The organism is Marinobacterium lacunae (assembly GCF_000705555.1).
Taxonomy (GTDB): domain Bacteria; phylum Pseudomonadota; class Gammaproteobacteria; order Pseudomonadales; family Balneatricaceae; genus Marinobacterium_D; species Marinobacterium_D lacunae.
Window position 1 is genome coordinate 23,811 of the sequence record NZ_JMQN01000038.1, and the last position, 24,396, is coordinate 48,206.

The following is a 24,396-nucleotide window of genomic DNA, read 5'->3' on the forward strand; positions in this document are numbered from 1 at the left end:
CGGGTTAAGTGACGCAGCTTCAGCTATTGCCGGGCTTGGGTTCGAACTTGAACTCCGGTGCCAGACTGTTATCGACCACTACCGCCATACCCGGGCGCAGTTTGAATACGCCGGTGGATACCACACGATCACCCGCTTTAAGTCCTTCTGTAACCTCGACAAAATCGCCTTTGTGTGTGCCCAGCTGGACACTCTGCTGGCGCAATACCAGTGTGTCGGGGTTGTCCTTGCTGGCTTCGATGATAAATACCGTTGATCCGTACGGGCCATACTGAATAGCCGTGGTCGGCAACATCAACACCTTTTCGGTGGCGGCTTCGAGCAGGCTTAACGACACATACATACCCGGGCGCAGAAGGCTCTCGGGGTTGGGCAGCGTCGCCTGCACACGGATGTTGCGGGTTACCGGATCAATATCGGGGTTGAATGCCGAGATGCGGCCTTCAAATGTACGATTCGGGTAGGCGTCGGAGATAACCTGAACCGTCAGCCCCATCTGCAGGTTGGACTGGCGCTGCTGAGGCAGGGAGAAATCGACATAGATTGGGTCCAGCGCCTGAAGCGACACGATCTCGTCGCCTTTATTGAGAAACTGTCCAACGCTGATCTGACGAATACCGAGCGTACCTGAGAAGGGCGCGCGAATGGTCTTTTTTGCGATCACGGCGCGCACATAATCCACCTGCGCATCGGCTTGTTTCACGTTGGTGCGGATAGAGTCGAATTCGGACTGCGCGATATACTTGCTCTTGCGCAGCTCTTGAGCACGCTTTAATGAGATGCGTGACAACTCAGCCGTGGCTTCTGCCTCACGAAGCTGCGCCTGCTCCAGTTCGATATCAAGCTGCACAAGCGGCTGGCCCGCTTCTATGTAGGTGCCGGGGGTGAATAGTATCTCGCGTACAATCCCTTCGGCTTCAGTGCGAACCGTGGTGCCTTGTACGGCCATAACAGTACCGACCGCAGCAATTTCGGGCTGGCGTGTGTATTCGAATACTTCCGCGGCGTTGACCTGCTCGGGCGGCATGGTCATTTCGGCAAATGCATCGCCCATCGTCTTGAACTGCAAAAGCTTGATACCTGCCAGGCTTGCGATCAGAGGTATCGCGATCACCGCGCCGAGCAATACCAGCAGTAGTTTCCTTAACATCTTTCCTTGTCCCTTTTTCGGTCAGTTTTTGCAGGCTTTCACACCGTTTCGCGTCTCAATAATAAAGGATATAGATCGGCAAGGCCGCTAAAGAGATGTGAAAAGTACATTAATTTCACAAACCCTGTTTATTGCGTAATACCGTCTGAGAACGGCCTCGCAAAAGAGGGTTTGTTCGGAGTTACACCGCGCGTCTACGAACATCGGACGGCGGGTAACCCATATTTTTGCGAAAGCAGTTGCTGAAATGGCTCGACGAGCTGAAACCGCAGCGCAGTGCGATGTCGGTCAGTGGCAGCTTTGTCGTTATCAGCAGGTCACGGGCCCGTTCCAGCCGTCTGTTGGTCAGGTACTGGTGCGGTGGTATACCAAGGCTCTGACGAAACATACGCGCGAAATGGTATTCACTCAGATCGGCGATAGCCGCCAGTTCGCTAAGGGGTATCGGCCTGTCGAGACTTGACTCGATATACTCGATTACCCGCTTAAGCTGATAGGGTGCAAGCCCGCCACGGATGCGCGGCGCGGTCCAGTCCAGCTGGGTATAGCCTTTTATCAGGTGCGCCAGCAGCAGGTTGACTGCACTGGTTAACTGTAACTGCTCCTCGGGTGCCTGCCAGTCGCAGTTGAGCAGAAACTGACGGTAGATAGCCGTTACCTTGGCGTCATCTGTGAAGATCTTCTCATCGAGGCGTATCTCGGCGGGGGATCTGTCCCAGGTGTTTTCCGCCAGTTCGCGTATGTGTCGGTCGTTGAAGTAGAAATGCACGAAAGTAAGCGGGCCGCGAATATCCCAGGTGTTGCAGCTCTGTTCCGGCATCAGGCACATGCGGTCGGGCCCGCCGCCGTTATGCCAGGCGTTGCCCTGGCGACGGTAGCTCTCATAGCCATCTTCGATGTAAAGGCTGAGGGTGTGGTGCGGGTTCTCTTCCTGATGGATACGGTCACGATCATTGTGCCAGTGAGCCAAGGCCATGCCGGAGGGCAAGCTTGCGCTATTCCTCAACTGAGCGTTCGATTTTGCGAGCGTTTCGAATACCCGATATGTCGGCTCCACCCAGAGCTCTCCGATCTATCCATTTTTACGAAAGCCTGATACTAGCGAGCAGGACCTGACCGTGCCAACAGGTTTGGCGAAATATCTGGCGAGAAAACCGCAAGATTGTGCAAGTCCGCGCGCCTTTGTGAAAGCTCAAATCTGCGCAGTTGGTGACACTTGTGGTAAACCCAACCTACGAGAGCACTTCTATGAATGCCGTGCTGTATATGCTGACTGTACTGATCTGGGGGACAACCTGGATCGCGATCTCGCTTCAGGAGGGGATAGTTGCGCCGGTGGTGTCGGTGTTTTACCGCTTTGCCGTTGCAGCAATCCTGCTGTTTCCGTTGCTGATACTCTGCAAGCGATTAAGGCCGCTGGATAGGCGTGACCACCTGTTTTGCATGCTGCAGGGCATGTGCGTGTTCGGCCTTAACTTCTATTGCTTTTATACCGCCGTGAGCTACATCAGCAGCGGGCTGGAATCGGTGATCTTCTCCATTGCCGTGATATTCAACGCGCTGAATGCCGTGGTGTTTTTGCGCCAGCCCGTTACCGCCAAACTCCTGTGTGCGGCCCTGCTGGGCGTTGCGGGCATGGTGAGCCTGTTCTGGAACGATCTGGTTAAGGATGTGGGCAACAGCGATACGCTGCTCGGTGCCGGCCTGTGCCTGCTGGGCACCTACGGATTCTCGTTGGGCAATATGATAAGCGCACGGCACCAGAAGCGGGGGCGCGACGTAATGACCACCAACGCCTGGGCGATGGGGTATGGCGCGCTGTTTATGGCCGCTTTGGCCACGCTAAGCGGTGCGGAGTTTACCATCGAAATGACGCCATCCTATCTGATCAGCCTGTTCTACCTGTCCGTGATCGGCTCGCTGGTGGGCTTCGGTGCCTACTTTGCGTTGATCGGGCGCATCGGTACAGGCCCCGCGGCCTATGCCACCGTGCTGTTCCCCCTGGTGGCGCTGTCCATCTCCACTGTATTTGAGGGCTATGTCTGGACGCCGGGCGGGTTTCTCGGCCTTGGTCTGATACTGCTGGGCAATATCGTGATGTTTGCGCGCTGGCCTAAGGTCCGGTTTCTGGCGCAGCGTTATCAGTAGCCCTGATAAATACGTATGAATACCTATTACCCAGGTGGTGCTCAAAGACCTGGCGTTGGTCATCGATGCATAATAAGGGTAATTGCTTATATCGTTGAAGCTGGTAGGATAAGGGAAATCACTTATTTCTGAGCGGTCGCCAATAGGGCTGCTGCACACCCAACAACAATGACATAAGGTTTGCAGAGATGAAGGTACTCGTAGCCGTTAAGCGGGTGATCGACTACAACGTCAAGGTACGTGTGAAAGCCGATAACACCGATGTGGATCTGGCCAATGTCAAAATGGCGTTGAACCCGTTTTGTGAAATTGCAGTAGAGGAGGCGGTGCGCCTTAAAGAGGCAGGTGCCGCAACCGAAGTGGTTGTGGTGTCGATAGGCCCTAAGGCGTGTCAGGAGCAGATTCGCACCGCGCTGGCACTCGGTGCCGACCGCGGTATTCATATCGAAACCGACACTAGCCCCGAGTCGCTCTCGGTGGCCAAACTGCTGGCCAAGGTGGTCGAGCAGGAGCAGCCGGGAATTGTGATTCTCGGCAAGCAGTCAATCGACTCAGATAACAACCAGACCGGCCAGATGCTGGCCGCACTAACCGGCATGCCCCAGGGCACCTTTGCATCGAAGGTTAGCGTGATCGACGGATCGCTCAACGTCACCCGCGAAGTGGACGGCGGCCTGCAGACGTTGGCGCTGAAACTGCCCGCTGTAATCACCACTGATCTGCGCCTCAACGAGCCGCGCTATGCAAAACTCCCCGACATTATGAAAGCCAAAAAGAAACCGCTGGAGGTGAAAACCCCGGCTGATCTTGGCGTTGAGTTGCGCGAGCATACGCGACTGTTGAAGGTAGAGGCCCCGGCGACGCGACAGGCCGGTATCAAAGTGGCCAGCGTGGATGAGCTGGTCGAGAAACTCAAAAACGAAGCCAAGGTAATTTAAGGGGGCAGTGATGGCTATTCTGGTAATTGCGGAACACGACAACAGCTCCCTGAAGGGCGCAACACTTAACACCCTGGCTTCGGCCGCGCAGATTGGGGGCGATATTCACCTGCTGGTTGCCGGCAGCGGCTGCGAGGCAGTTGCACAAGAGGCCGCAAAGGCCGAGGGCGTCGGCCGCGTACTGTGCGTTGATGCGCCTATCTACGAGCATCAGCTGGCCGAGGACGTCGCGCTGCTGGTAGCCGAATGCGGGCGGGATTACAGCCACATACTGGCACCGGCCACCACCAACGGCAAAAACCTGATGCCGCGGATAGCGGCGCTTCTGGATGTGGCCCAGATCTCTGACATTACAGCCGTCGAGAACGAGAACACCTACCGCCGCCCGATCTACGCCGGTAACGCCATCGCCACCGTGCAGGCGCTGGACCCGATTCAGGTGATTACCGTGCGTGGCACCGGCTTTGATCCGGTATCGGCCAGCGGTGGCAATGCCGAGGTGCAGATGCTGAGCGCGGCAAGTGCAGCGGGGCTGTCACGCTTTGTCGGCGAAGAGCTGGCCCAGTCGGACCGTCCTGAGCTGACTGCCGCCCGTGTGGTTGTCTCCGGTGGACGTGGGCTTGGCAGTGGCGAGAACTTCGCGATACTCGAAAAACTCGCCGACAAACTCGGCGCGGCTGTCGGTGCCTCGCGTGCAGCGGTGGATTCAGGCTTTGTGCCCAACGACATGCAGGTGGGGCAGACCGGCAAGATCGTCGCGCCCGAGCTGTATATCGCCGTGGGCATCTCCGGTGCCATACAGCATCTGGCCGGTATGAAAGACTCCAAGGTGATCGTGGCGATTAACAAGGATGAAGAGGCACCGATCTTTCAGGTTGCCGATTATGGCCTGGTGGCCGACCTCTTTGACGCCGTACCGGAGCTTGAGCAAAAGCTGTAACGGGGGTACGCCGCGATGATGAATTTCGACGATCTGGTCGCCTTTCTCAACGACCACTTTCCGCAGGGTGCCCAGTACGGCGAGTTGGTCGAACTGGGCGACGGTTGGGCGCGTATGCGCCTGCCGGTGGATGATCAGCATCTGCGCCCGGGCGGCACGGTATCGGGCCCCGCGATGATGGGGCTGGCCGATGTGGCGGTGTACGCCGCGCTGCTCAGCCGAATAGGGCCAGTGCCGCTGGCGGTAACCACCAGCCTCAACATCAACTTCCTGCGCCGGCCCCGTTCCGGTGCCGATATTCTCGCCTACGCCAAAATGCTGAAGGTGGGCAGGCGTCTGGGTGTGGGTGAGGTGTATATCACCTCAGACGGGGATGAAGAGCCGGTCGCCCACGCCACCATGACCTACTCGATACCGGAGCGGGGCGAATGAGCATTCAGTATGAAGATCTGATGCTGTCGATATCCGATGGTGTCGAGATCCACGCCCTGCACGGCCGCCATCCCGAGGGTGGCGGCAGGCCCACGCTGGTGTTTCTGCACGAGGCGCTGGGCCATATCCGCATGTGGAAGCAGTTTCCCGAACAACTGGCCGAACGCTGCGGCTGCGATCTGCTGATCTACGAGCGTCAGGGCTATGGCGGCTCGACGCCAATTGAACTGCCGCGCAGCAATGACTACCTGCTGGTAGAGGGGGAGTACTATCTGGCAAAGGTGACTGAAGCCGCCGCTATCGATCAGATGATCCTGATCGGCCATAGCGACGGTGGCAGCATCGCGCTACTCGGTGCCGCCTGCCTTGGCGACAGGGTGCGGGGGCTGATCACCGAGGCCGCCCACATCAATGCCGATGAACTCACGCTGGCTGGCGTGCGCCAGGCGGTCGATACCTATCGGAACACAGATCTGCATCAACGGCTGGAGCGTTATCACGGCGATCGCACCGAACTGCTGTTCAGGGCATGGACCGAAACCTGGTTGCGCGAGAGTTTCCATCAGAACATCGACCTCAGCCCCTGGCTGTCGCAAATTCGCTGTCCGGCGCTGATCATGCAGGGCAGGGATGACCAGTACGGCCTGCCGCAACAGGTGGAGGATATCTGTCAGGGGATAGGTGAGCACGCGCAGGCGGCGTTTATAGAGGAGTGCGGGCACATACCGCATCTTGAAAGACCCGATGCGGTGCTTGATCTGATGGTGCCCTTTATTCGAGAACTAATCGACTGAAGGCTGGCGCGGCGCGGCGATCAGGCCTGTGGGTTCAGGCGCGCCGACTGTTGTACCAGCTCTGCAAGGCTTCCCGCCTGCATCTTGCTCATCACCCGTGAGCGGTGCACCTCAACGGTTTTCGGGCTGATGCCCAGTGTTTCGGCGATCTCGCGGTTAGACTGCCCCTCAACCACCAGCGCCATCACCTCTTTCTCACGACGGCTCAGCTGCGCGTAGCTGTCGTGAATCTGGCTGTTCTGCGCCCGCAACTGGTGCTGCTTGGCGGCCTGTGCCAGCGCCTGATTCACCAACTGCAGCATCACCTCGTCGTCAAACGGCTTCTCGATGAAATCCAGTGCGCCGTTTTTCATGGCGCTGACCGCCATCGGAATATCGCCGTGGCCGGTCATTACGATGGTGGGCATCTCGATGCCGCGCATCTGCAAAATCTGTTGCAGGGCCAGGCCGTTTATTTCGGGCATGCGCACATCCAGCAGCAGACAGCCAAGCTCGCCGTCGTAGGCATCGAGAAACGCCTGGGCGCTGGCATAACCGGACACCTTCAGGCTTGCCGATTCCAGCAGCCACTGCATGGAGTCACGGAAATCCTCGTCGTCATCAACGATATAGACAGTACCGGGCGCAGGGTGTCGCATCATGAATCCTTCAACGGCAGTTTAAGGTGAAAGCAGGTTCCGGAGTGGCCGTCGCTCTCGGCCCACAGCTGGCCGCCGTGGGTTTCGATAATGGTGCGCGAGATCGGCAGTCCCATGCCAAGACCGGTCGACTTGGAGGTGTAGAACGGCTCGAACAGCTGGTTAAGCGCCTCGGCCGAGATACCCTTTGCCTTGTCGGTGATCCTGATATGCAGCTCATCTCCGGTGCTGCGGGTAGAGAGCATAACGGGTCGCGGGGTCTTGTCACAATCACTGTACGCTTCAATGGCGTTGCGCATCAGGTTAAGCAGCACCTGCTCAATCTGAATCTTGTCTGCCAGCAGCGTAGGGTTTGATGGGTCCAGATCCATTTCGAAGCGGATGCTGTGATCCTGCGCCTCCTGATGCAGAAACTTGCTGACATCCACGCAGGCATCGTTAATGGGAAAGCGCAGGCGCTGATACTCGGTTTTGCGTACAAAACTGCGCATCCGCTTGATAATCTCGGCGGCACGCCGCGCCTGACGGGAGATCAGCTCGATGGCACGCTTTGCCGTACCGACAGGGTCATCCGCGCCTTCATCAAGGCGGCGCTGTGCGCCATTGCTGTAGTTCAAAATCGCCGCCAGCGGCTGATTCAACTCATGGGCCAGCCCCGTGGCCATCTCGCCAACGCTGAGCAGGCGCGACATATGGGCCATCTCTAGCTGGTGGCGCTTGGCCTCTTCCTCGGCCTTACGCTTGATGGTGATATCGCGGGCGATAATCGAGTAGTACTCCACCTTCATGTTCTCGCGACGGTTGCGGTGGGCGATGATCTCGCGCACCTCGGCATGGCGCTGCTGCACCGGCAGCTGCATCGACAGCGTGCCTTCCCAACTGCCGGCGGTGGCGGCCTGAAGCAGGGCGGTTTTAAGCTCGTTCTGCGCTGTGGCGGCATCGAACAGCTCGGGCAGGCTGAGCGCGCCGGGGTTGTCACGATCAGCCCCCAGCGTGAGGCAGGCGGACTCGTTCAGATAGGTAAGCTGCAACGCATCGGGGCTGCAGAACAGAATCATATCGCTGGAGGCTTCCACCACGCGGGCCAGACGGCGAATCGACTGCTGCGCCTGCTCACGCTCGGTGACATCGCGGGTGACGCAGATAATCTCCTGCGGCTGCCCCTTCTTGTCGCGAATGGTGCGGCTGGTGGTTTCCAGCCAAACGTAATGCCCCTGCTTGTGCCTATAGCGGTACACGTTGGTGTACATCCCCTTCACATACCGCACCGACTCGGCCCGCTGTTGCAAGTTATCGGCATCGTCCGGGTGAAAGAGGGCGCGCCCGGGTGTGCCGATCAGCTCTTCGGGTTTATAACCCAGCAAGCGCTCCACCGCTGGGCTTACATCGATATAGGTCCAGTCCGGTGATGGTGTTTGGCGCGAGATCATATCGGTAGACTGCTCGGCAAGCAGCCGATAACGGTCCGCCTCGGCGCGGCACTTTTCCAACTCGGCAGGAATCGGCACAGTCATGACACCCCCTCGGGTATACCCGGAGTGCACTCCGGTGTTGCAGTGTTATGACAGTAGAATACTGCAAAAAATAGGTGAAAACACTTATGCGCATGGCGTGACTGCCCACGGCAGAAAGGGAAGGGCGCAAACGCAGATAAAACTTGTGCCTTTATTCAGACAGTCGCTATATTTGGAGAACGCGTCAGACAGGCAGTAGACGCATGCGATGACTCGCAGACGATCCGAAAGGGACTGATTTTATGGATGCGTACACTTCACCCCACCCGTCGGTGGCCATCTCGATTCTTTACGGAAAATCCTTAACGGGATGTGCTGGCTCGTCTTGGCTGCGGTTACCTTTTCTGCACGTAGTATATGAAAAGGTATACCTTTTTCGTCTGTGCACGCGGAAGGGTTGGCTAATTTTTGAAGTGATATCAAATGCTTGTAAAAACACCCTCGTTCGGGAGCGGAGTTAGAAGGTAAACCTTATAAAAACTATTATGAGGTCGAAGACCTCATAATTGGACTGTTATACGCAAAGGAAGGATCATGCTTAAGAAGGTAGTAATAGGTCTTATTCTGGCATTGCCATTGATCGCAATAGCAGAAGAAAAGGAGCCGGAATTTGAAATTTCCTGTCAGGGTGGACCTGAGGGAATGGTTATAGAAGTTCCAAGTGTAGTTAGCGCTTTAGCAAGTGTTAAATGTACACTCTACGGCCAAATTATAACCGGAGCGGAAGGTGTTCTTTGGAACTATCCTGGTGGTTTCGCGCCAGTAATAATTCCAGCACAAATGGTTCGTAGTCAACCTGAAAAGGTTAATAACGAATACTATTTCACCTCTATAACCGCAAAGAATCTTAGTAAAAAAGAGGCTGCCGAGGTTTATAAGGGGTTTGGGCAAGGATTTGATCAAATGCCAAAAGATGCGCCGGAAACAACTGAGATAATTGCTACCAATCAAAAGGGTGTGGTCCAAAAAGTGTATCTTTTCCAGCTAGGGCCGCAAACAATATGGGGCTATGCTTGTCAACCAACATGCAAGCCAGAAATGTCATTTATGGTAATGAAGTTTGAGCGTCCAAAATCGTAAGCGTATAACAAGTGCATGTTGTTCGCCCCTGCGGGGCTGGGACCTTCGTTCCGCTGCGCTTCACTACGGCCCCAAATGCAAGCGTTAGGCATCTCGGGGAATTTGACATGACTTTGTGCATCACCTACGCCACCGACACCGGCAAGGCACTATCAGTTTCTGATTCACTTCTTTCGACAATAAAACGTAAGGAAAAGCCGTCAGAAGAAAACGCTAGTTTCCTCCCCTCAGATCAGGAGCTTATTCATCAGACACCATTCGCTGTGAAGATTCATATCGTCAAAAATGCTGCTGCTTATGGTGGACACGAAGTTGACATGCTTACGGCAATAGCAGGAAATCTCTCACTAGGGCTGCAATGTACCCTACATATAGAGGCATACATGCAGTCTGGGCTTACACGCTGGTTCGGTGATTTGAAATTTGATCTTGAGCAGCGAATTCGGCAATTCTGGAATCATGCCCGAGACCAACAACTGCAGATGTCATTTGCTCTTTTTGACCATAAGTCACGCCCTCATATTTTCGAGTGTCGCTCAGACGAGTTCGGGGCATTCGCGTTTTCCTCTGCAGAAGATTCTGGAGGCTTCAAACTCTCCGTCTTGGGCGATGGGGCGGATCAAGTTCGAGAGAGCATATTGTGTAAAGTAAATTCATTGCTGTACCAGCACGATCTTGAAACGGCACTTCGAATTGCGTCCGTTTCCAAACTTCAGGAAAAGATTGAGGATGATGCCGAGTTGTTTATCGGCGGAAGCATTCAAGGGGCCCACATGCAGGAGTATCACGCGCAGTACCTTCTGGTGGACTATTTAGAAAAATGTGTGCGCGGTGCACCTATAGAACACTACGAAGAACTTGAGCTTCCAACTCTTAGGGTGTTTGATTCTGAGCACAGAATTGAAGTCTATGCCTAAAAACGTGCCGGAAGGGACGTTTGGCCCGCTGGCCATTTACGTACAACACCTAAAACGTCCCTGAACATGGGCGTTGAGGGGCCAGTCAACTGAAGGAGCGAGAATGATCACCACCGTTAGCGAATTTCAGGATGCCGTCGCATTCGAAACCTATGTTCTCGACAAGATGTTGCCGGTGGTCTCAGGTGGTGAAAACGGTTCTATAGATTTGCGAGGAGATGCCACTATCGCAGCTATTCAGGTTTCGTTTACTGATAACTTGTCGTCTGGTGCCGTAGAGAGCGTAAAGAACGATCTGGCTCCATTGATGTTTGGTGCTGCCTGGAAGGTGTTAGACCTTGCGCTGGAGCTAATTCTCAATGCCGGCGCCCTTACGGCAGACCGTAGAAATGGAAATGAGTGGTCAATCATTGCCAAGCAATCTCTCGCCGCACAAAGTGCCGGTGATTTCCACGTTCTAACTTCTGATCGTCAGGTTTGGGTGGCAATTGGCGCTCTATATGCCAATACAGTCGAGCATCGGCATTGTTTGGTTCACCGTACAGCGCTGATCGATTCAAACACCGGAGCATTAGGGGGAAAGGACAGATCAGGCAACGCACTGGCAAGTCTTTCTCTCGATCAACAGAAAGCTATTGCCCGTATAGCTTCGCTGGTAGCAGAGGGGATTGTTGGCGGTGGAGTTACAACTCGGAATCGGGACCATCTCTGTTACTTCTTAGACCAAGTAGCACCACATACTAATCAAACGCCCTTCGGTGTCACGAAGCAGGGTGCCCCGGCTACAATTTACACTGACTTAAAAATCAATGATGAGCATCTTGTCGTTGATGTCCAAGCAGCGGCTGAGAAAGCCGCAGGTGTGTTTCAGGATGTACTGCACTTCAATGTGGTTTTCGACATTCCAGATGGAACCGGCAGAAAGCTTAAGGCAAATCTTGAAGAAATTCCATCAGGTCAAACAGTGGTCGATTTAGATGATCTACCTGATTGGTTGTCGCTTGTTTAGTTACTCAGGGGTTGGCGTATTGTCGCCTAAAAAATCGTTGCAGTGGACACTTGATACGCAGCCCATTTTACTACCACAAAAACAGGCATCGACTCAGATACCGTCGAATTCAAACGCTAGGCTAAAGTTAAAATTCATGGAGACTCAGATGAAATTTGAAATTGCTCTTAAGAGTAGAAACTCTTTAGAAATTAGAGAATTTGATATTATTTCTTTCGAAAAGAATTTTCAAATTAAACCGTCCTCACTGGCAGATTTTGATGGTGCTATTGGAAGGTATTGTTTTGGTTACGATGGAACTGAACTTCCTGTGACAATAGAAAAGATAGATAACCAAAATAATGCTATAAATCTACGATTCTCTGATAACAATGTCGCAAAATTAGTGTTTTTTGAACCAATAAAAGTTGGAAGTAAAGCTAAGTATTCAATTGTAGGAAGTTATGAAAATTCTATCTTTGAAGTTAGTGTGCTAGAACAAAAATAAGCCTAACACATATGAGCCTTCTCGTAGTCAATAGGCAATAGTGTTTTTAATTGGCCGCATTGACGGCCAATGCAAAACCCTGAGCGAGGACGTCTACTTCGTCTGTCTGAGTCGGCTGTTAATGCACTTACAGCAAACACATATAGAGGCTCTCTTATACGGCTTTCGCCGCAGCCCGGCCGGTTCAGTCCGTTGGGTCGGTCAGGGGCACTAGACATTCATCGGTTAACCGGGCACTGGCACTATTCAAACGACGGGTTGTATAGACTCCAGTTAGTTTCAGGCTCAGGCCGGTGTAAGCGCACTGGCTCAGGGCATCGATGCACGCCAACGGGGTGGCTAATCAAAGCATCGGGCTTCAGGAATGGGTGTACAAAGCCGGTTCGGATCTCGTGGGATCAGTCAGCAGACACCGGTATTGGGCACACTCCGGAAGGATCCAGTTAGACGTCATGCTCACCCCGTTGCGTGACTAACCCGTCAGGAAGCGCTGTTCATCGAACACCTTCTCGTTCTTTAACATGAAGTACACCGCCCGGCCCAGCTTGTGGGCCAGTGCCGACAGGGCCTTGGCCTTGTTCATCCGTTTCTGCAAGCGCTGGAGATAGCGCTGTGCCTTGGGGTTGCCTTTCAGATAGAGTACGGCGGCCTCGGAGAACGCCCACTTCAGATGCGCGTTGCCGATCTTGTTGCCCAGGGTGCCGTAGCTCTTGCCGGCGGACTCGGCCTTGCATTTGACCAGTCGGGAATAAGAAGCGAACTTCTGTACCGAGTCGAAGCGGCGGATATCGCCGATCTCGTAGAGGATGGTCAGGGCCAGGATGCGGCCGATCCCGGGGACGGTTCTAAGCAGGTTCAGATACACCGGATTGTGCTGTTTCGCCCGCCGTTCGATGAAGCGTTCTATCTGGTACAGTTCCCGGGCATAGCAGTCCAGTATCGCCATATCCAGGTCGACATTACGCTGAACCTCCAACTGCTCAAAGGTGTGGCGTAACTGGTTGCGGGCATAGATATGCTTCAGGTTGACCCGGTTGGGCGGCAGGTTGTACTGGCTGGTGGTGTTGGCGACACGAGCCTTCAGGTCGGCACCGTGGCGCATGATGCGGGTACGGCGGCGCAGCAGGTCACGGGTGGCGCGCATGGCTCTGGGATAGGCATAGGCCAACGGAAAGTTGCCGCCGCGCATCAGGGTGGCAATCTTGTAGGAATCGATACGGTCGTTTTTGGTCTTGCCGCCGTGGATAGCGCGCATGTACAGGGCGTGGCCGAGGATGAACTTAATACCTGTTGTCCTCGCAGAAGTCGGCCACCCAGTACCAGCAGTGCATGCACTCGACGCCGATCACCAAATCGTCGCGGTAGGGTTCGATCAGTTGTTCAAGGGCATCGGGGCTGGCGGGAATCTCCTTGTGCAACAGGGTGTCACCGGCGTGATCGAGTATGCAGACGTAGAGACTGCGAGCGTGAAGATCGATACCACAATAATGGCGATGGGTGCTAAGGTAGAAATTCATGAGTCTTCTCCCTTGTTGTGTTTGGTCGCCATCCAGCTTAGCGGTTGAGCCGCTAAGCTGGGGGAGAAGGCTCAATCAGTATCAAGCGGTTGTGATCGCCGCGAAAAATGCGGCTGGGACGGCTTACGCTACGCTCCAGCCGCCCCTAAACCGAGCGATAAATTTTAAGAGGACATATGAATACGGAAGTTAATTATCTTATCTTGTTTGACAAGAAAAAATTTCAGTTTTCCGGAGTTGATACTTTTATAAAACTCATAAATTTGTTGGATGCTGTTACAGCAACAAATGACTCAATTAAGTTCAAAGGTAGTGAGTTTGGTTTTGGTTTAACTAGCGAGGGAGATCGTTTCGAAAATCATGATACTGAACTTTTCGATCTAGTTATTACTTCCAACAAAAATGAAAAAGATGTAGAGCATCTTGCACAACTTTTAAGAGAAATCCGCATAACGGTTTCTAATCAGCAAGGCACTATAACTCCTGTTTTTGACGGTGTTTCGGCATTCTATGCTGAAAAAGCTTATCCATATATTCACTATATTGAGAACCTTATGCGTAAGCTTTACTCAAAGTTTGCACTTATCAAGTTGGGACCTCAATGGGTTGATAGCATCCCAGATAACGTGGCTGTATCTGGGAACAAAAATGGTGTCAATGGTTCTAATCCTCTTTATGATATGGACTTTATCACGATCAATGATTTGCTCTTCAAAGAACACCCTCTAAAAGAAATTACTCCCGACATTCTTAAAAAATTGAAAACTGGAGATATCTCACCCGAGGAGATCGAACCATATATTCCCACATCAAATTGGGTTCGTCATTTTTCAGATCTGGTTGACTGTGAATCCAACTATCTTGAAACAAGATGGAAAAAACTCTATGAATTGCGTAATAAAATTGCACATAACAAGCAATTTACAAAACCAGATCTGGAAGATGTCAAGAAAATAACGGAAGATGTAAAGTCTAAGCTTTTACCCGCATTTACTAAAATATCGGATTTAGAAATTACAGAAGTTGAGACTCCAACCGTTGGACTGCAAAGAGAGAGTAAGCCTCCAATTGAGGGGGAACTTTGTAATGGGGATATTGTTAAGCAGGGTAGCGAAATCGTAAAAAAGGAGAACGATTTGGGAGGGCTGGCTACTTTAGCTTTGGTCGTAGGTTTTCTCGCTGCAATATCGAAGTGAAAATTTTCAACAAACTATTTAAGAGTGATTCAGCACGCTTGGAATTTTTGGTTTGAGTCAAGTTTGGTGATTACGGTACTCAATTGAGTTGTGTGGTAGCGTTCTTCACACCTTAATTGGGCGTTATTTTTTTCGAGAGGTAATCATGGAACGAAAAAGATCAGTATTTGGTGTCTTCGGAATCCTCCTTGGCAGCATCGCGCTTCTATTGTCACTCGTCCATTTCTGGGCGGGGCCATTCTCGCCAAAGCCTACACTCGAAACGTTTGTAGCCGAGAAAGCAGTGTCTATTCGAATTGCGACCATGAGTGCGTTGAAGGGTGAGGAGCCTGTCAGAGAGTATCAAACCTCAAGCTGGGACAATGATCGGATAGCCGATCTAGCAACGGCTGTTTTGGGTGGTCTGGCATTCATTCTCAGCATCATAGGATTCGCCAAGCAAGAGCCTAAAAGGGTTGTCGGTGGTGCCGCTGTCTTGGGTATCAGTGCAGTCGCGTTTCAATTCATAGCGATGTACGCCATGGCGCTCTTAGCTGTCATATTAATTGCAGCTGTTATATCGAGTATTGGATTTGGGTGAAACGTGGATTTAGGCCCTGCACTGTAACGTTATAGCTAAGGGAGTATTTATGAAAACCTATAAACTATTAGATGCTGATGGCTCTACGATCACGAGTGAAACGCCGGGGACGCTGGGTGGCAATTCTAAAGCTGGAATATACGGTCGGTTAGACTGCCCAGCCGCCAATGGTGCGCTCTCCAAAGGATATGCCCAGCACCGCGTATTCTTCGCGAACGAGCAAAGCGCGATTCAAGCAGGCTTCAGGCCCTGTGGCCGATGTATGGTGTCAGAATACAAGGAATGGAAATCCGGCCCAGAGGGCAAGGAACACTACCCTTGGAAGACATTACCTGAATAGTAATTCGTAGCGCTTACCCAGCCTCAAAACACTTCGACAAAGCCCTAGTGGCGACGTTGTCTTCCTGCTTTGCCTTTATTGCTACCGCCTTGCCCAAGCGCTTTGGCGCGTTGGCTTTTCTTGGACGGTTTGCGCCTAGCGTTATTCGACTCTTCCTGTGCCATAAGGTTCGGCTCGAAGCCTTCCATCCACTGCAGGACAAAATGTTCGCCCGTGAGTTTTTCGACGTCTTGGAGTAGGTATTTCTCTTTATGCGAGACCAATGAGACGGCCAGGCCCGCTTGACCTGCGCGGCCTGTTCGGCCAATGCGGTGAATATAGTCTTCGGCGTTGTAGGGCAGCTCGTAATTGATTACGTATTGCAGCTGATCGATGTCCAACCCGCGCGCGGCCACATCGGTGGCGACAAGCGCACGCACCTTGCCGGTTTTAAACTCTTCCAAGCCTCTATCGCGGGCACCCTGAGACTTATCGCCATGTACCGCCGCCGCACTGATGCCATCTTTCTCAAGCTCTGTCGCCAGCTCATCCACCGCTTGTTTGGTGCGGGTGAAGATAAGTACCTGATGCCAGTTCTTGGAACCTATCAGGTAGGCCACCAAACCCGCTTTGCGCTTGTTGTCGACTTCGTAAAAGCGCTGTTCAATTTTCGCCGCCGTCGCATTGCGTTCGGCCACTTCAATCAGTTTTGGCTGCTTTAAGATGTTCTTGCTCAGGGCAAACACGTCATCGTTGAAGGTTGCCGAGAAGAACAAGGTTTGGTGCGCCTCGGGTAGGCGTTTCAGGATGCGCTCGATATCGACAATAAAGCCCATATCCAACATGCGATCGGCCTCATCCAGCACCAGTGTCTCAACCGTGCTGAGGTCAATTAACTGTTTGGTGGCAAGCTCCAGCAAACGCCCCGGTGTAGCCACGAGTACATCACAGCCTTCGTTGAGTGCGTCGATCTGCGGGTTAATGCTCGCGCCGCCGTAGGCCACTACGGAGTTAAGGCCCAAGCCCTGGCTGTATTTCACAAAACTCTGGTGCACTTGTTGCGCCAGCTCCCGCGTGGGCGTCAGCACCAACACGCGAATGGCTTTTTCAGATGCTGCGCGCACGAGGTGGCGTTGAATCAATGGCAGGGCGAATGCGGCCGTTTTTCCCGTACCCGTTTGTGCCCCTGCCATCACATCGTGACCGGCCAGCACTTCAGGGATAGCCGCTTGCTGAATCGGCGTTGGTGTCTGATAGCCAAGCGTATCGACAACAGCCAGCAGTTCCGCGTGAAGCCCCAGGGTGGAAAAACTCATAAACCAGCACCGCTTACCATAAATGTAGAGGGCGCTAGTGTACCGAGTTAGCCGCTAACAGTAGACACCTTCAGTGAGGTTTGCGCGTTACAGCCGGTTAAACGTGCACCAGCGCTCAAACTAGATTAGCGCTGGCGATTTTGACCACTTCATTAGGCAGTTTATGCGGCAGGGGAAGCTGCATGGCGCAGTAGAGTGCGATGGCGAGAAAGATGCTACTGGCCCACCAGTTTTCAATGCTCACCGGTTTTAGCGCGGTTCCGAAGGAACGCTTGAACTCCATATCGGCAAGGTTAACGGCATAACACTCATCGAGAATGAGGTGCACCAGATACCCGGCGAAGACCATGCCGCCCAATGCCCATGAAAAATCGATGCTTTGTGTGGTGAATCGCCAGCACAGGAATACCGACAGCAGCCCGACGCTTACGGCGGCCATTAGCGAGTGAAATGAGCCGCGATGCTCGGTCAGGTGGGCGAATATTTGTAACAGGCCAAAGCGCACGCCCAGAAAGGCGGCGAGCATGGCGCCCCATAGATGCAGTAATGGCCAATCTGGGAAACTGAACAGCACGCCAAAGGATGCAATCACGCCAAGGGCGCTGAAGAGTCCTTTCAGTATGCCGGTTGTGTCTGAGTCCAGATCGGGGGCCAGGCTTGCGACAGTGCCAGCGGCCCAGAGGCTCATGCCTTGGCTGGGTGTAAAGAGCCCGGTGAGTAGCAGGGTAGAGGTGAGCACGCAGGATGTAACGGCACCGCCTAGAAAGTGTGTGTTGAAATTAGCCATTGCGTAATCGTGTCCCTTATCGAGGCCGGCGCTATGGGGCAGCGCCGCTGGAATGCAGCGGCATTCTAGCCGCGATAGGCTCAGACTCGTACAGGTGAATCTTGTTCCATTGGCGGTGTTTCCCTTTCATGAGATGAGATTTTATAGTGTCGATACTGTTCCGGGAGAGGTCGTATCAGTGAAAGTAAGAATTGGTACAGATTTACAGGATACCGAGCGTATGCAACGACGAAATAAACTATTCGTTGGACTTTTGCGAGGAGAACACGCTGCAGCTGCGGGAAAGACGCACAGCCAGAGTGAGGCCAAGAAGAGGCTAGATAAATGGCTGAAGCCGCCTGTCCCGTAATATTCTGTAAGGTTTGGAACGTTTAATATTCACGGCAATCATTGCCGTATTTATAAAGAATTTTAAACCGATGTGTGAAACATACGAAAACGCCGGCCATGAAGCCGGCGTTTTCGTCATCCTGCTCTGAAGATTACTCCTTATCCAGCCCCAGCTCTTCAATCGAGATCTGGCGCATCTTGAACTTCTGGATTTTGCCGGTCACAGTCATCGGGAACTCTTCAACAAACTTGAAGTAACGCGGGATCTTGAAGTGGGTGATCTGCCCCTTGCAGAACGCGCGCAGCTCTTCAGGGTCGACCTCATCGACGCCGGGTTTCAGTTTGATCCAGGCGATCAGCTCTTCGCCGTATTTCTTATCCGGTACGCCGGTGACCTGCACGTCGGAGATTGACGGGTGGGTGTAGAGAAACTCTTCAACCTCTTTCGGGTATACGTTCTCGCCGCCACGGATCACCATATCCTTGATGCGCCCGACAATCTGCACGTAGCCCTCTTCGTCCATGGTGGCGAGGTCGCCCGTGTGCATCCAGCCGGCTTCGTCGATGGCGCTGTGGGTGGCGTCGTCGTTGTTCCAGTACTTGAGCATGACGCTGTAGCCGCGGGTGCACAGCTCGCCGATCTCGCCGCGGGGCAAAATGTAGCCTGTGGCGGGGTCGACAATCTTGGATTCAAGGTGCGGCTGGGTGCGGCCTACGGTGGTCACGCGCTTGTCGAATGGATCATTGGCGGCGGTCTGGGTGGAGACAGGGCTGGTTTCCGTCATGCCGTAGGCGATCTGTACCTCCTGCATGTGCATCTTGGAGTTGACCGCTTTCATCACCTCGGCGGGGCAGATAGAGCCCGCCATGATGCCGGTGCGCAGGCTGGAAAGGTCGTATTGTGCGAAATCCGGATGATCGAGCTCTGCGATGAACATGGTCGGCACACCGTAGAGTGCAGTGGCGCGCTCTTCGGCCACGGCCTGCAGTACGGCACCGGGCTCGAACCCTTCACCGGGGTAGATCATGGTTGCGCCGTGGGTGATGCAGCCCAGATTACCCATCACCATGCCGAAGCAGTGGTAGAGCGGTACGGGTATTACCAGCCGGTCTTTATGGGTGAAGCCCATGCTCTCGGCCACGAAGAATCCGTTGTTGAGGATATTGTGGTGGGAGAGGGTGGCACCCTTGGGAAAGCCAGTGGTGCCCGAGGTGTACTGGATGTTGATCGGGTCGTCGAATTGCAGCTCTCGCTGGGCGTCGGCGAGTTGTTCGGCATCGATGGCGTCGGCCTTTTCGACAAAGTCGTTCCAGCGCCACATGCCGGGGTAGGTGTTCTCCGAGAGGTTGATGATGCCCTGCAGGTGCGGCAGGTTGCGCGACTCAAGCGCACCGGGTTCGCAGTGTTCAAGCTCCGGTGCCAGTGATTGCAGCATCTCGGTGTAGTTGGAGCTCTTGAAGCTGTTGGCGGTTACCAGAAAACGCGCTTCCGACTGGTTCAGTGCGTATTCCAGCTCGTGCAGGCGATAGGCTGGGTTGATGTTCACCAGTATCGCACCGATTTTGGCGGTGGCGATCTGGGTTTGCAGCCACTGGGCGTTATTGGGCGACCACATGCCGACACGGTCGCCGCGGCGCACACCCACCGCCAGCAGGGCGCGGGCGACGGTGTCCACTTGTGCTTTCAGCTCGGCGTAGGTCCAACGGATCTGCTGATGGCGCACGATCAGCGCATCGTTATCGGGGTACATGGCGGCGATCTGGTCGAACTTGTCGCCGATGGTCATGCCGATCAGCGGCACGGTGCTGGTGCCGCTGGTGTAACTCGGGAGTGTGGTGGGCAGGTTGTTCATCTGTTGTATCCCAATGAGTCGTTTATTGTTGTTGTCTCAATCCGGGTTTCGCACGTATTGGCAGGGCGGGGCCTTACCTATGCAGTGCGTGGTATTCGGGATTAGGCTGCATATCCACGGCGCTGGCGACGCGGTTGGTCATGTTGTAGAAACCGATGATATTGGCGATGTCCCAGATATCGCTGTCGCTGAAACCGGCATCGCGCAGCTGTTGGCGGTCGGCTTCCAGAATGCGGTCGGGGGTTTCGGTGAGCTTAATGGCAAAGTCGAGCATGGCGCGGTGGCGCGCTGAGAGTTCAGCCACGCGGTAATTCATGACAATCATCTCGCCCAGTTGCGGCTGCTCGGAGTATTCCCGCACGGCGGCGCCGTGGGCCACCTGGCAGTAGTAGCAGCCGTTGCTGGACGACACCGCCACGGCGATCATCTCGCGCTCTAGTGTTGAGAGGCCGCTTTCGCCGAACATTAGCTCGTTATAAAGCTTAGAGAAAACATCGAGTTGCGCAGGGTTCTGGCTGTAAGCCTTGAGCACGTTGGGTACCATGCCCAGCTTCTCTTCGCAGATCGCGAAGTACTTCTGAAACGTCTCGGGTAGACGATCCCGCTCCGGGATCGGCAGGTCCAGTGCCGTGATGTGGTCCGGTTGGGTGTACATGCGATTTCCTCAATGGTTCGTGTTGTCAGATTCAGATTCAGATTCAGATTCAGATTCAGATTCAGATGCGGGTTGCGCGGTACAGCCAATCGCCTGCGCCACGCGTGCGGTCAGCGGTCGGTTCAGCTGCTCGCTGATCCAGCAGCTGGTCGCAACCAGTTTGTCGAGATTGACGCCGGTTTCGATGCCAAGGCCGTTGAGCATGTAGAGCACATCCTCGGTGGCCACGTTGCCAGAAGCACCCCGTGCGTAGGGGCAGCCGCCAAGGCCCGATACCGACGAGTCGATCACGGCGATACCCTCTTCAAGCACCGCGTAGAGATTCGCCAGTGCCTGGCCGTAGGTGTCGTGAAAGTGGGCGGCCAGGTGCTCCATTGGTATCTCGCGGGAGACCGCTTCCAGCATCCGCTTGGCTTTCAGCGGTGTGCCAACGCCAATGGTGTCGCCAAGGGAGATCTCGTAGCAGCCAAGCTGGTACAGATCGCGGCTGACGGCGGCCACCTCGGACGGTGCAATCTCACCGGCGTAGGGGCAGCCCAGTGTGGTGGACACATAGCCGCGTACACGCAGCCCCTCGGCGCGGGCACGCTCTATAAGCGGCGCGAACCGCTCAAGGCTTTCGGCAACGGAGCAGTTGATGTTTTTCTGCGTGAACGCCTCGGACGCGGCGGTAAATACCGCCACCTCCGAAACGTCCGCCGCAAGCGCCGCTTCCAGCCCTTTAAGGTTGGGGGCCAAGGCGCTGTAGATCACACCGGGTTTGCGCCGGATACCGGCCATCACCTCGGCGCCATCGCCCATCTGAGGCACCCATTTGGGCGAGACGAAGCTGGCCGACTCGATATGGCAGAGGCCCGCCTCGGCGAGGCGCTCGATCAGCTCCACCTTTATGGCTGTCGCGATAACGGGGCCTGATTCATTCTGCAGGCCGTCGCGTGGGCCAACCTCGACCAGACGCACCTGTTGCGGTAGAGCCATCAGGCGGCCTCCTCGTCGTCGGTGGCCAGTGCGATCAGGGCGTCGCCCTCTTTGACCTGCTCACCCTCGGTGAAAAAGATGTCGCTGACGATGCCGTCATGAGGCGCATGGATGCTGTGCTCCATCTTCATCGCTTCCATGATCACCAGTGTCTGGCCCGCTTCAACCTGCTGACCCTTGCCGACCAGAATCGCGACAACAGCGCCGTTCATCGGGGCCGACAGTGAGCCTTGCGCGCCCTGATCCGTCTCGGCGAAGGTGTCGCGGTGCTGACGGCAGATGAACTGGTCACCCTCGTGGAACAGGGTCAGGTTGTCACCATCCTGATAGCCGTGCAGCGTCAGGCGATGGCCGTCGATTACCAGTTGCAGGGCGTCTTTTTCAAGCTGGGCGTTAACGCGGTGGCTGGCACCGCTGAGCGTGATCTCATACTCACCCGGCAGTTCACGCACGCTCAGTTCGTGAGTCATATCGCCCACCACCAGCTTCAGCGGACGGGCATACTCGGAGTTGAGCCGCCAGCCGTTTTGGGCCGAGAAGGGGGAGTGCTCGTCACCGCGGATGCGATCACCCTTGCGGGCCAGCTCCAAAAACCAGGCGGCTGCGCTGACAAGGCAGCGGTCCAGGTCGAGCCTGCCCGGTGCAAACAATCGCTCGCGGTGGCGCTCGATAAAGCCGGTATCCAGCTGCACCTCACGGAAGGGTGTGGCATCGGCCAGACGGTGCAGGAAGCGGGTGTTGGTTTTCAGGCCGCCAATACGGTACTGCTCAAGGGCCTGCACCATGCGGTTGATCGCGCCTTCGCGGCTGTCGTCCCAGACGATCAGCTTGGCGATCATCGGGTCGTAATAGACGCTGACCTCATCGCCTTCGATCACGCCGGTGTCCACGCGGACATGGGCGCTTTCATCGGGGGTGCGCAGGTAGCGCAGTGTGCCGGTGGCGGGCAGGAAATCCTGATCCGGGTCTTCGGCGTAGATGCGGGCTTCAAGCGCATGGCCGCGTATCTTGATCTCGTCCTGCTTGAGCGGCAGAGGCTCGCCATCGGCGACACGCAGCTGCCACTCCACCAGATCAAGGCCGGTGATCATCTCGGTGACAGGGTGTTCCACCTGCAGGCGGGTGTTCATCTCCATGAAGTAGAACGAGCCGTCCACGTCATAGAGAAACTCGACGGTGCCCGCGCCGACATAGTCGATCGCCTGCGCGGCGCGCACGGCGGCTTCACCCATGGCGCGGCGGGTGTCGTCAGACAGGCCCGGTGCCGGTGCTTCTTCTATGACTTTCTGGTGACGGCGCTGTATCGAGCAGTCACGCTCGGCCAGATAAACGCCGTTGCCCTGGCTGTCGCAGAACACCTGAATCTCCACGTGGCGCGGCTGTGTCAGGTATTTCTCGATCAGCATATTGGGGTTGCCGAAGGCGTTTTTCGCCTCGCGGCAGGCGGAGGTGAGTGCCTCGTCGAACGCTTTGAGCGATTCAACCACGCGCATACCCTTGCCGCCGCCACCGGCGACCGCTTTCAGCAGCAGCGGGAAGCCGCACTTTTCCGCTTCGCGCTTGAGGGTGTCGGGCGATTGGTCATCGCCGTGATAACCCGGCACCAACGGCACGCCAGCGGTCTCCATGATCGCCTTGGCGGCGGATTTTGAGCCCATTGCGGCAATAGCGCTGGAAGGCGGGCCAATAAAGACGATGCCGTTGCGCTCGCAGGCGTTGGCAAATTCGGTGTTCTCGGACAGGAAGCCATACCCGGGATGAACCGCCTGCGCACCCGACTCCTTACAGATCTCAATAATGCGATCGGCGCGCAGATAGCTTTCGCTGCTGGGCGCGGGGCCGAGCAGGAAGGCTTCGTCGGCCATGGCGACATGGCGTGCGTTGCGGTCTGCTTCGGAGTACACGGCAACACACTTGATACCGAGGCGGTGCGCGGTCTTGATAACCCGGCAGGCGATCTCGCCGCGGTTAGCTATGAGTATTTTATTGAACATCGTTGCTTATTCCTCTTGCCCTTTCGGGGCCTCGACCCAGTTGGGCTGACGCTTGTTCAGGAAGGCGCTCAGCCCCTCCTGACCCTCGGCGCTGACGCGGATATCGGCGATGCGCCGGGCGGTGTCGTCGATCACGTTCTGGTCAATCGGTTTCTGGCTCACGGCGTGGATCAGCTTTTTCGCCTCGGCAATGCCCTGCGGGCTGTTGCGGCGTAGCTGCCCGATGAGCGTCTGCGCAATCGACTCAAGCTGAGCGTCGTCATTGGCTAGCTCATGTACCAATCCAAAGCCCTTGGCGGCTGTGGCATCGAACGCCTCGGCGGTTACAAAGTAACGCCGTGCCTGACGCTCACCGATGGCGCGCACCACATAGGGGCTGATCACGGCCGGTATCAGGCCTATCTTCACTTCAGAGAGGCAGAAACGGGCATCGTTGCGGGCGATGACGATATCGCAGCAGGCGGCCAAGCCTACAGCGCCGCCGTAGGCCGCACCCTGTACCAGCGCCAGCGTGGGTTTGGAGAGGTTGTTCAGCCGCTCCATCAGGCGCGCCAGTTGCCTGGCATCTTCGAGGTTCTGCTCATGGCTGTTTTGCGCCATGCGCTTCATCCAGCCAAGGTCGGCGCCGGCGGAGAAGTTCTTGCCGTTGGCGCGAAGCACCAGCGCCCGCACGCTTGCATCCTTGTCGGTTGTCTCCAGCGCATCGATGATCTGGGCGATCATTGTGTCGTCGAAAGCGTTGTGCACCTCGGGGCGATTCAGAGTCAGCCAGGCGGTGCCCTGGGCGTCGCGCCTCAGTTCTACATAATCTGTCATGTGAGCTC

At 55.1% G+C, this 24,396-nt stretch carries 23 protein-coding genes and 1 pseudogene; 12 read left to right on the forward strand and 12 right to left on the reverse strand.

Translation table 11 applies throughout. The features are described from left to right. Positions 1-19 precede the first annotated feature (19 nt). A complete protein-coding gene (locus ADIMK_RS12140) occupies positions 20-1,150 on the reverse strand; it encodes an efflux RND transporter periplasmic adaptor subunit (protein WP_036188460.1) in 1,131 nt (376 codons plus the stop codon). Positions 1,151-1,331: 181 nt separating this feature from the next. Beyond that, a complete protein-coding gene (locus ADIMK_RS12145; protein WP_036188462.1) occupies positions 1,332-2,207 on the reverse strand; it encodes a helix-turn-helix domain-containing protein in 876 nt (291 codons plus the stop codon). A gap of 191 nt (positions 2,208-2,398) precedes the next feature. Between ADIMK_RS12145 and ADIMK_RS12150 the strand changes: the two genes are divergently transcribed. The 5 genes from ADIMK_RS12150 (at position 2,399) to ADIMK_RS12170 (ending at position 6,402) form a co-directional block, all read left to right on the forward strand. Then, entirely contained in the window at positions 2,399-3,298 is a 900-nt protein-coding gene (locus ADIMK_RS12150; RefSeq protein ID WP_036188464.1) for a DMT family transporter, read from the forward strand. Between the two features lie 188 nt (positions 3,299-3,486). After that, positions 3,487-4,236, forward strand: coding sequence for an electron transfer flavoprotein subunit beta/FixA family protein (locus ADIMK_RS12155; RefSeq protein WP_036188466.1), 750 nt, complete (start codon positions 3,487-3,489; stop codon positions 4,234-4,236). A 10-nt stretch (positions 4,237-4,246) separates the two neighbouring features. Then, positions 4,247-5,176, forward strand: coding sequence for an electron transfer flavoprotein subunit alpha/FixB family protein (locus ADIMK_RS12160; protein ID WP_036188468.1), 930 nt, complete (start codon positions 4,247-4,249; stop codon positions 5,174-5,176). Between the two features lie 15 nt (positions 5,177-5,191). Beyond that, complete coding sequence (locus tag ADIMK_RS12165) at positions 5,192-5,608, forward strand: PaaI family thioesterase (protein WP_036188470.1); 417 nt, start codon at positions 5,192-5,194, stop codon at positions 5,606-5,608. Continuing rightward, positions 5,605-6,402, forward strand: a complete 798-nt coding sequence (locus tag ADIMK_RS12170; RefSeq protein WP_036188472.1) for an alpha/beta fold hydrolase — start codon at positions 5,605-5,607, stop codon at positions 6,400-6,402. The genes ADIMK_RS12165 and ADIMK_RS12170 overlap by 4 nt, the downstream gene beginning before the upstream one ends. A 20-nt stretch (positions 6,403-6,422) precedes the next feature. On the opposite strand, the gene ADIMK_RS12175 is transcribed toward ADIMK_RS12170, so the two are convergent. Together ADIMK_RS12175 and ADIMK_RS12180 are read right to left on the reverse strand one after the other, a co-directional pair. After that, positions 6,423-7,040, reverse strand: a complete 618-nt coding sequence (locus ADIMK_RS12175) for a response regulator transcription factor (RefSeq protein WP_036188474.1) — start codon at positions 7,038-7,040, stop codon at positions 6,423-6,425. Then, positions 7,040-8,554, reverse strand: a complete 1,515-nt coding sequence (locus ADIMK_RS12180; protein ID WP_036188476.1) for a PAS domain-containing sensor histidine kinase — start codon at positions 8,552-8,554, stop codon at positions 7,040-7,042. The genes ADIMK_RS12175 and ADIMK_RS12180 overlap by 1 nt, the downstream gene beginning before the upstream one ends. A gap of 534 nt (positions 8,555-9,088) precedes the next feature. Between ADIMK_RS12180 and ADIMK_RS12185 the strand changes: the two genes are divergently transcribed. From ADIMK_RS12185 to ADIMK_RS12200, 4 genes are all read left to right on the forward strand, one after another. Continuing rightward, positions 9,089-9,634 (forward strand): hypothetical protein, encoded by a 546-nt coding sequence (locus ADIMK_RS12185; RefSeq protein WP_036188478.1) that lies wholly within the window; start codon positions 9,089-9,091, stop codon positions 9,632-9,634. A gap of 107 nt (positions 9,635-9,741) precedes the next feature. Then, positions 9,742-10,551, forward strand: coding sequence for a hypothetical protein (locus ADIMK_RS12190; RefSeq protein ID WP_036188480.1), 810 nt, complete (start codon positions 9,742-9,744; stop codon positions 10,549-10,551). Positions 10,552-10,654: 103 nt separating this feature from the next. Continuing rightward, positions 10,655-11,560, forward strand: coding sequence for a hypothetical protein (locus ADIMK_RS12195; protein WP_036188482.1), 906 nt, complete (start codon positions 10,655-10,657; stop codon positions 11,558-11,560). A 148-nt stretch (positions 11,561-11,708) separates the two neighbouring features. After that, the gene (locus ADIMK_RS12200; RefSeq protein WP_036188485.1) at positions 11,709-12,047 is read left to right on the forward strand and encodes a hypothetical protein; all 339 of its coding nucleotides are present in this window, start codon (positions 11,709-11,711) and stop codon (positions 12,045-12,047) included. A 472-nt stretch (positions 12,048-12,519) separates the two neighbouring features. Here the strand turns inward: ADIMK_RS12200 and ADIMK_RS12205 are convergent. Then, a pseudogene (locus tag ADIMK_RS12205) lies at positions 12,520-13,564 on the reverse strand (IS110 family RNA-guided transposase). Positions 13,565-13,740: 176 nt separating this feature from the next. On the opposite strand from ADIMK_RS12205, the gene ADIMK_RS12210 reads away from it, so the two are divergent. The 3 genes from ADIMK_RS12210 to ADIMK_RS12220 all read left to right on the forward strand — a co-directional run bounded on the left by ADIMK_RS12210 (position 13,741) and on the right by ADIMK_RS12220 (position 15,680). After that, positions 13,741-14,760, forward strand: a complete 1,020-nt coding sequence (locus ADIMK_RS12210; RefSeq protein ID WP_036188487.1) for a HEPN domain-containing protein — start codon at positions 13,741-13,743, stop codon at positions 14,758-14,760. A gap of 145 nt (positions 14,761-14,905) precedes the next feature. Further along, complete coding sequence (yidI, locus tag ADIMK_RS12215) at positions 14,906-15,340, forward strand: inner membrane protein YidI (RefSeq protein WP_036188488.1); 435 nt, start codon at positions 14,906-14,908, stop codon at positions 15,338-15,340. Positions 15,341-15,389: 49 nt separating this feature from the next. Continuing rightward, positions 15,390-15,680 carry an Ada metal-binding domain-containing protein gene (locus tag ADIMK_RS12220; RefSeq protein WP_036188490.1) on the forward strand — a complete coding sequence of 97 codons (291 nt, stop codon included), beginning with the start codon at positions 15,390-15,392 and terminating at the stop codon, positions 15,678-15,680. Between the two features lie 44 nt (positions 15,681-15,724). Here ADIMK_RS12220 and ADIMK_RS12225 read toward each other — a convergent pair whose 3' ends face one another. The 7 genes from ADIMK_RS12225 to ADIMK_RS12255 all read right to left on the reverse strand — a co-directional run bounded on the left by ADIMK_RS12225 (position 15,725) and on the right by ADIMK_RS12255 (position 24,388). Then, complete coding sequence (locus tag ADIMK_RS12225) at positions 15,725-16,975, reverse strand: DEAD/DEAH box helicase (RefSeq protein ID WP_036188493.1); 1,251 nt, start codon at positions 16,973-16,975, stop codon at positions 15,725-15,727. A 115-nt stretch (positions 16,976-17,090) separates the two neighbouring features. Continuing rightward, a complete protein-coding gene (locus ADIMK_RS12230) occupies positions 17,091-17,762 on the reverse strand; it encodes a metal-dependent hydrolase (RefSeq protein WP_036188495.1) in 672 nt (223 codons plus the stop codon). 482 nt (positions 17,763-18,244) lie between these two features. Beyond that, entirely contained in the window at positions 18,245-19,945 is a 1,701-nt protein-coding gene (locus ADIMK_RS12235; RefSeq protein ID WP_036188498.1) for an AMP-binding protein, read from the reverse strand. 73 nt (positions 19,946-20,018) lie between these two features. Then, complete coding sequence (locus ADIMK_RS12240) at positions 20,019-20,600, reverse strand: peroxidase-related enzyme (protein WP_036188499.1); 582 nt, start codon at positions 20,598-20,600, stop codon at positions 20,019-20,021. A gap of 9 nt (positions 20,601-20,609) precedes the next feature. After that, complete coding sequence (locus tag ADIMK_RS12245; protein WP_081849778.1) at positions 20,610-21,578, reverse strand: hydroxymethylglutaryl-CoA lyase; 969 nt, start codon at positions 21,576-21,578, stop codon at positions 20,610-20,612. Beyond that, positions 21,578-23,572: an acetyl-CoA carboxylase biotin carboxylase subunit gene (locus ADIMK_RS12250; RefSeq protein WP_036188501.1), complete on the reverse strand. Its 1,995-nt coding sequence runs from the start codon at positions 23,570-23,572 to the stop codon at positions 21,578-21,580. The genes ADIMK_RS12245 and ADIMK_RS12250 overlap by 1 nt, the downstream gene beginning before the upstream one ends. A 6-nt stretch (positions 23,573-23,578) precedes the next feature. Then, positions 23,579-24,388, reverse strand: coding sequence for an enoyl-CoA hydratase/isomerase family protein (locus ADIMK_RS12255; RefSeq protein ID WP_036188502.1), 810 nt, complete (start codon positions 24,386-24,388; stop codon positions 23,579-23,581). Between the last annotated feature and the right edge of the window lie 8 nt (positions 24,389-24,396).

Excerpts from the sequence above, each read along its gene's own strand:
- ADIMK_RS12230 (WP_036188495.1), bottom strand. The coding sequence starts at position 17,762 with ATGGCTAATTTCAACACACACTTTCTAGGCGGTGCCGTTACATCCTGC.
- ADIMK_RS12165 (WP_036188470.1), top strand. The coding sequence starts at position 5,192 with ATGATGAATTTCGACGATCTGGTCGCCTTTCTCAACGACCACTTTCCG.
- ADIMK_RS12155 (WP_036188466.1), top strand. The coding sequence starts at position 3,487 with ATGAAGGTACTCGTAGCCGTTAAGCGGGTGATCGACTACAACGTCAAG.
- ADIMK_RS12160 (WP_036188468.1), top strand. The coding sequence starts at position 4,247 with ATGGCTATTCTGGTAATTGCGGAACACGACAACAGCTCCCTGAAGGGC.
- ADIMK_RS12210 (WP_036188487.1), top strand. The coding sequence starts at position 13,741 with ATGAATACGGAAGTTAATTATCTTATCTTGTTTGACAAGAAAAAATTT.
- ADIMK_RS12250 (WP_036188501.1), bottom strand. The coding sequence starts at position 23,572 with ATGTTCAATAAAATACTCATAGCTAACCGCGGCGAGATCGCCTGCCGG.
- ADIMK_RS12180 (WP_036188476.1), bottom strand. The coding sequence starts at position 8,554 with ATGACTGTGCCGATTCCTGCCGAGTTGGAAAAGTGCCGCGCCGAGGCG.
- ADIMK_RS12140 (WP_036188460.1), bottom strand. The coding sequence starts at position 1,150 with ATGTTAAGGAAACTACTGCTGGTATTGCTCGGCGCGGTGATCGCGATA.
- ADIMK_RS12170 (WP_036188472.1), top strand. The coding sequence starts at position 5,605 with ATGAGCATTCAGTATGAAGATCTGATGCTGTCGATATCCGATGGTGTC.
- ADIMK_RS12240 (WP_036188499.1), bottom strand. The coding sequence starts at position 20,600 with ATGTACACCCAACCGGACCACATCACGGCACTGGACCTGCCGATCCCG.
- ADIMK_RS12220 (WP_036188490.1), top strand. The coding sequence starts at position 15,390 with ATGAAAACCTATAAACTATTAGATGCTGATGGCTCTACGATCACGAGT.
- ADIMK_RS12150 (WP_036188464.1), top strand. The coding sequence starts at position 2,399 with ATGAATGCCGTGCTGTATATGCTGACTGTACTGATCTGGGGGACAACC.
- ADIMK_RS12200 (WP_036188485.1), top strand. The coding sequence starts at position 11,709 with ATGAAATTTGAAATTGCTCTTAAGAGTAGAAACTCTTTAGAAATTAGA.
- ADIMK_RS12245 (WP_081849778.1), bottom strand. The coding sequence starts at position 21,578 with ATGGCTCTACCGCAACAGGTGCGTCTGGTCGAGGTTGGCCCACGCGAC.
- yidI (WP_036188488.1), top strand. The coding sequence starts at position 14,906 with ATGGAACGAAAAAGATCAGTATTTGGTGTCTTCGGAATCCTCCTTGGC.
- ADIMK_RS12195 (WP_036188482.1), top strand. The coding sequence starts at position 10,655 with ATGATCACCACCGTTAGCGAATTTCAGGATGCCGTCGCATTCGAAACC.
- ADIMK_RS12185 (WP_036188478.1), top strand. The coding sequence starts at position 9,089 with ATGCTTAAGAAGGTAGTAATAGGTCTTATTCTGGCATTGCCATTGATC.
- ADIMK_RS12255 (WP_036188502.1), bottom strand. The coding sequence starts at position 24,388 with ATGACAGATTATGTAGAACTGAGGCGCGACGCCCAGGGCACCGCCTGG.
- ADIMK_RS12190 (WP_036188480.1), top strand. The coding sequence starts at position 9,742 with ATGACTTTGTGCATCACCTACGCCACCGACACCGGCAAGGCACTATCA.
- ADIMK_RS12225 (WP_036188493.1), bottom strand. The coding sequence starts at position 16,975 with ATGAGTTTTTCCACCCTGGGGCTTCACGCGGAACTGCTGGCTGTTGTC.
- ADIMK_RS12235 (WP_036188498.1), bottom strand. The coding sequence starts at position 19,945 with ATGAACAACCTGCCCACCACACTCCCGAGTTACACCAGCGGCACCAGC.
- ADIMK_RS12175 (WP_036188474.1), bottom strand. The coding sequence starts at position 7,040 with ATGCGACACCCTGCGCCCGGTACTGTCTATATCGTTGATGACGACGAG.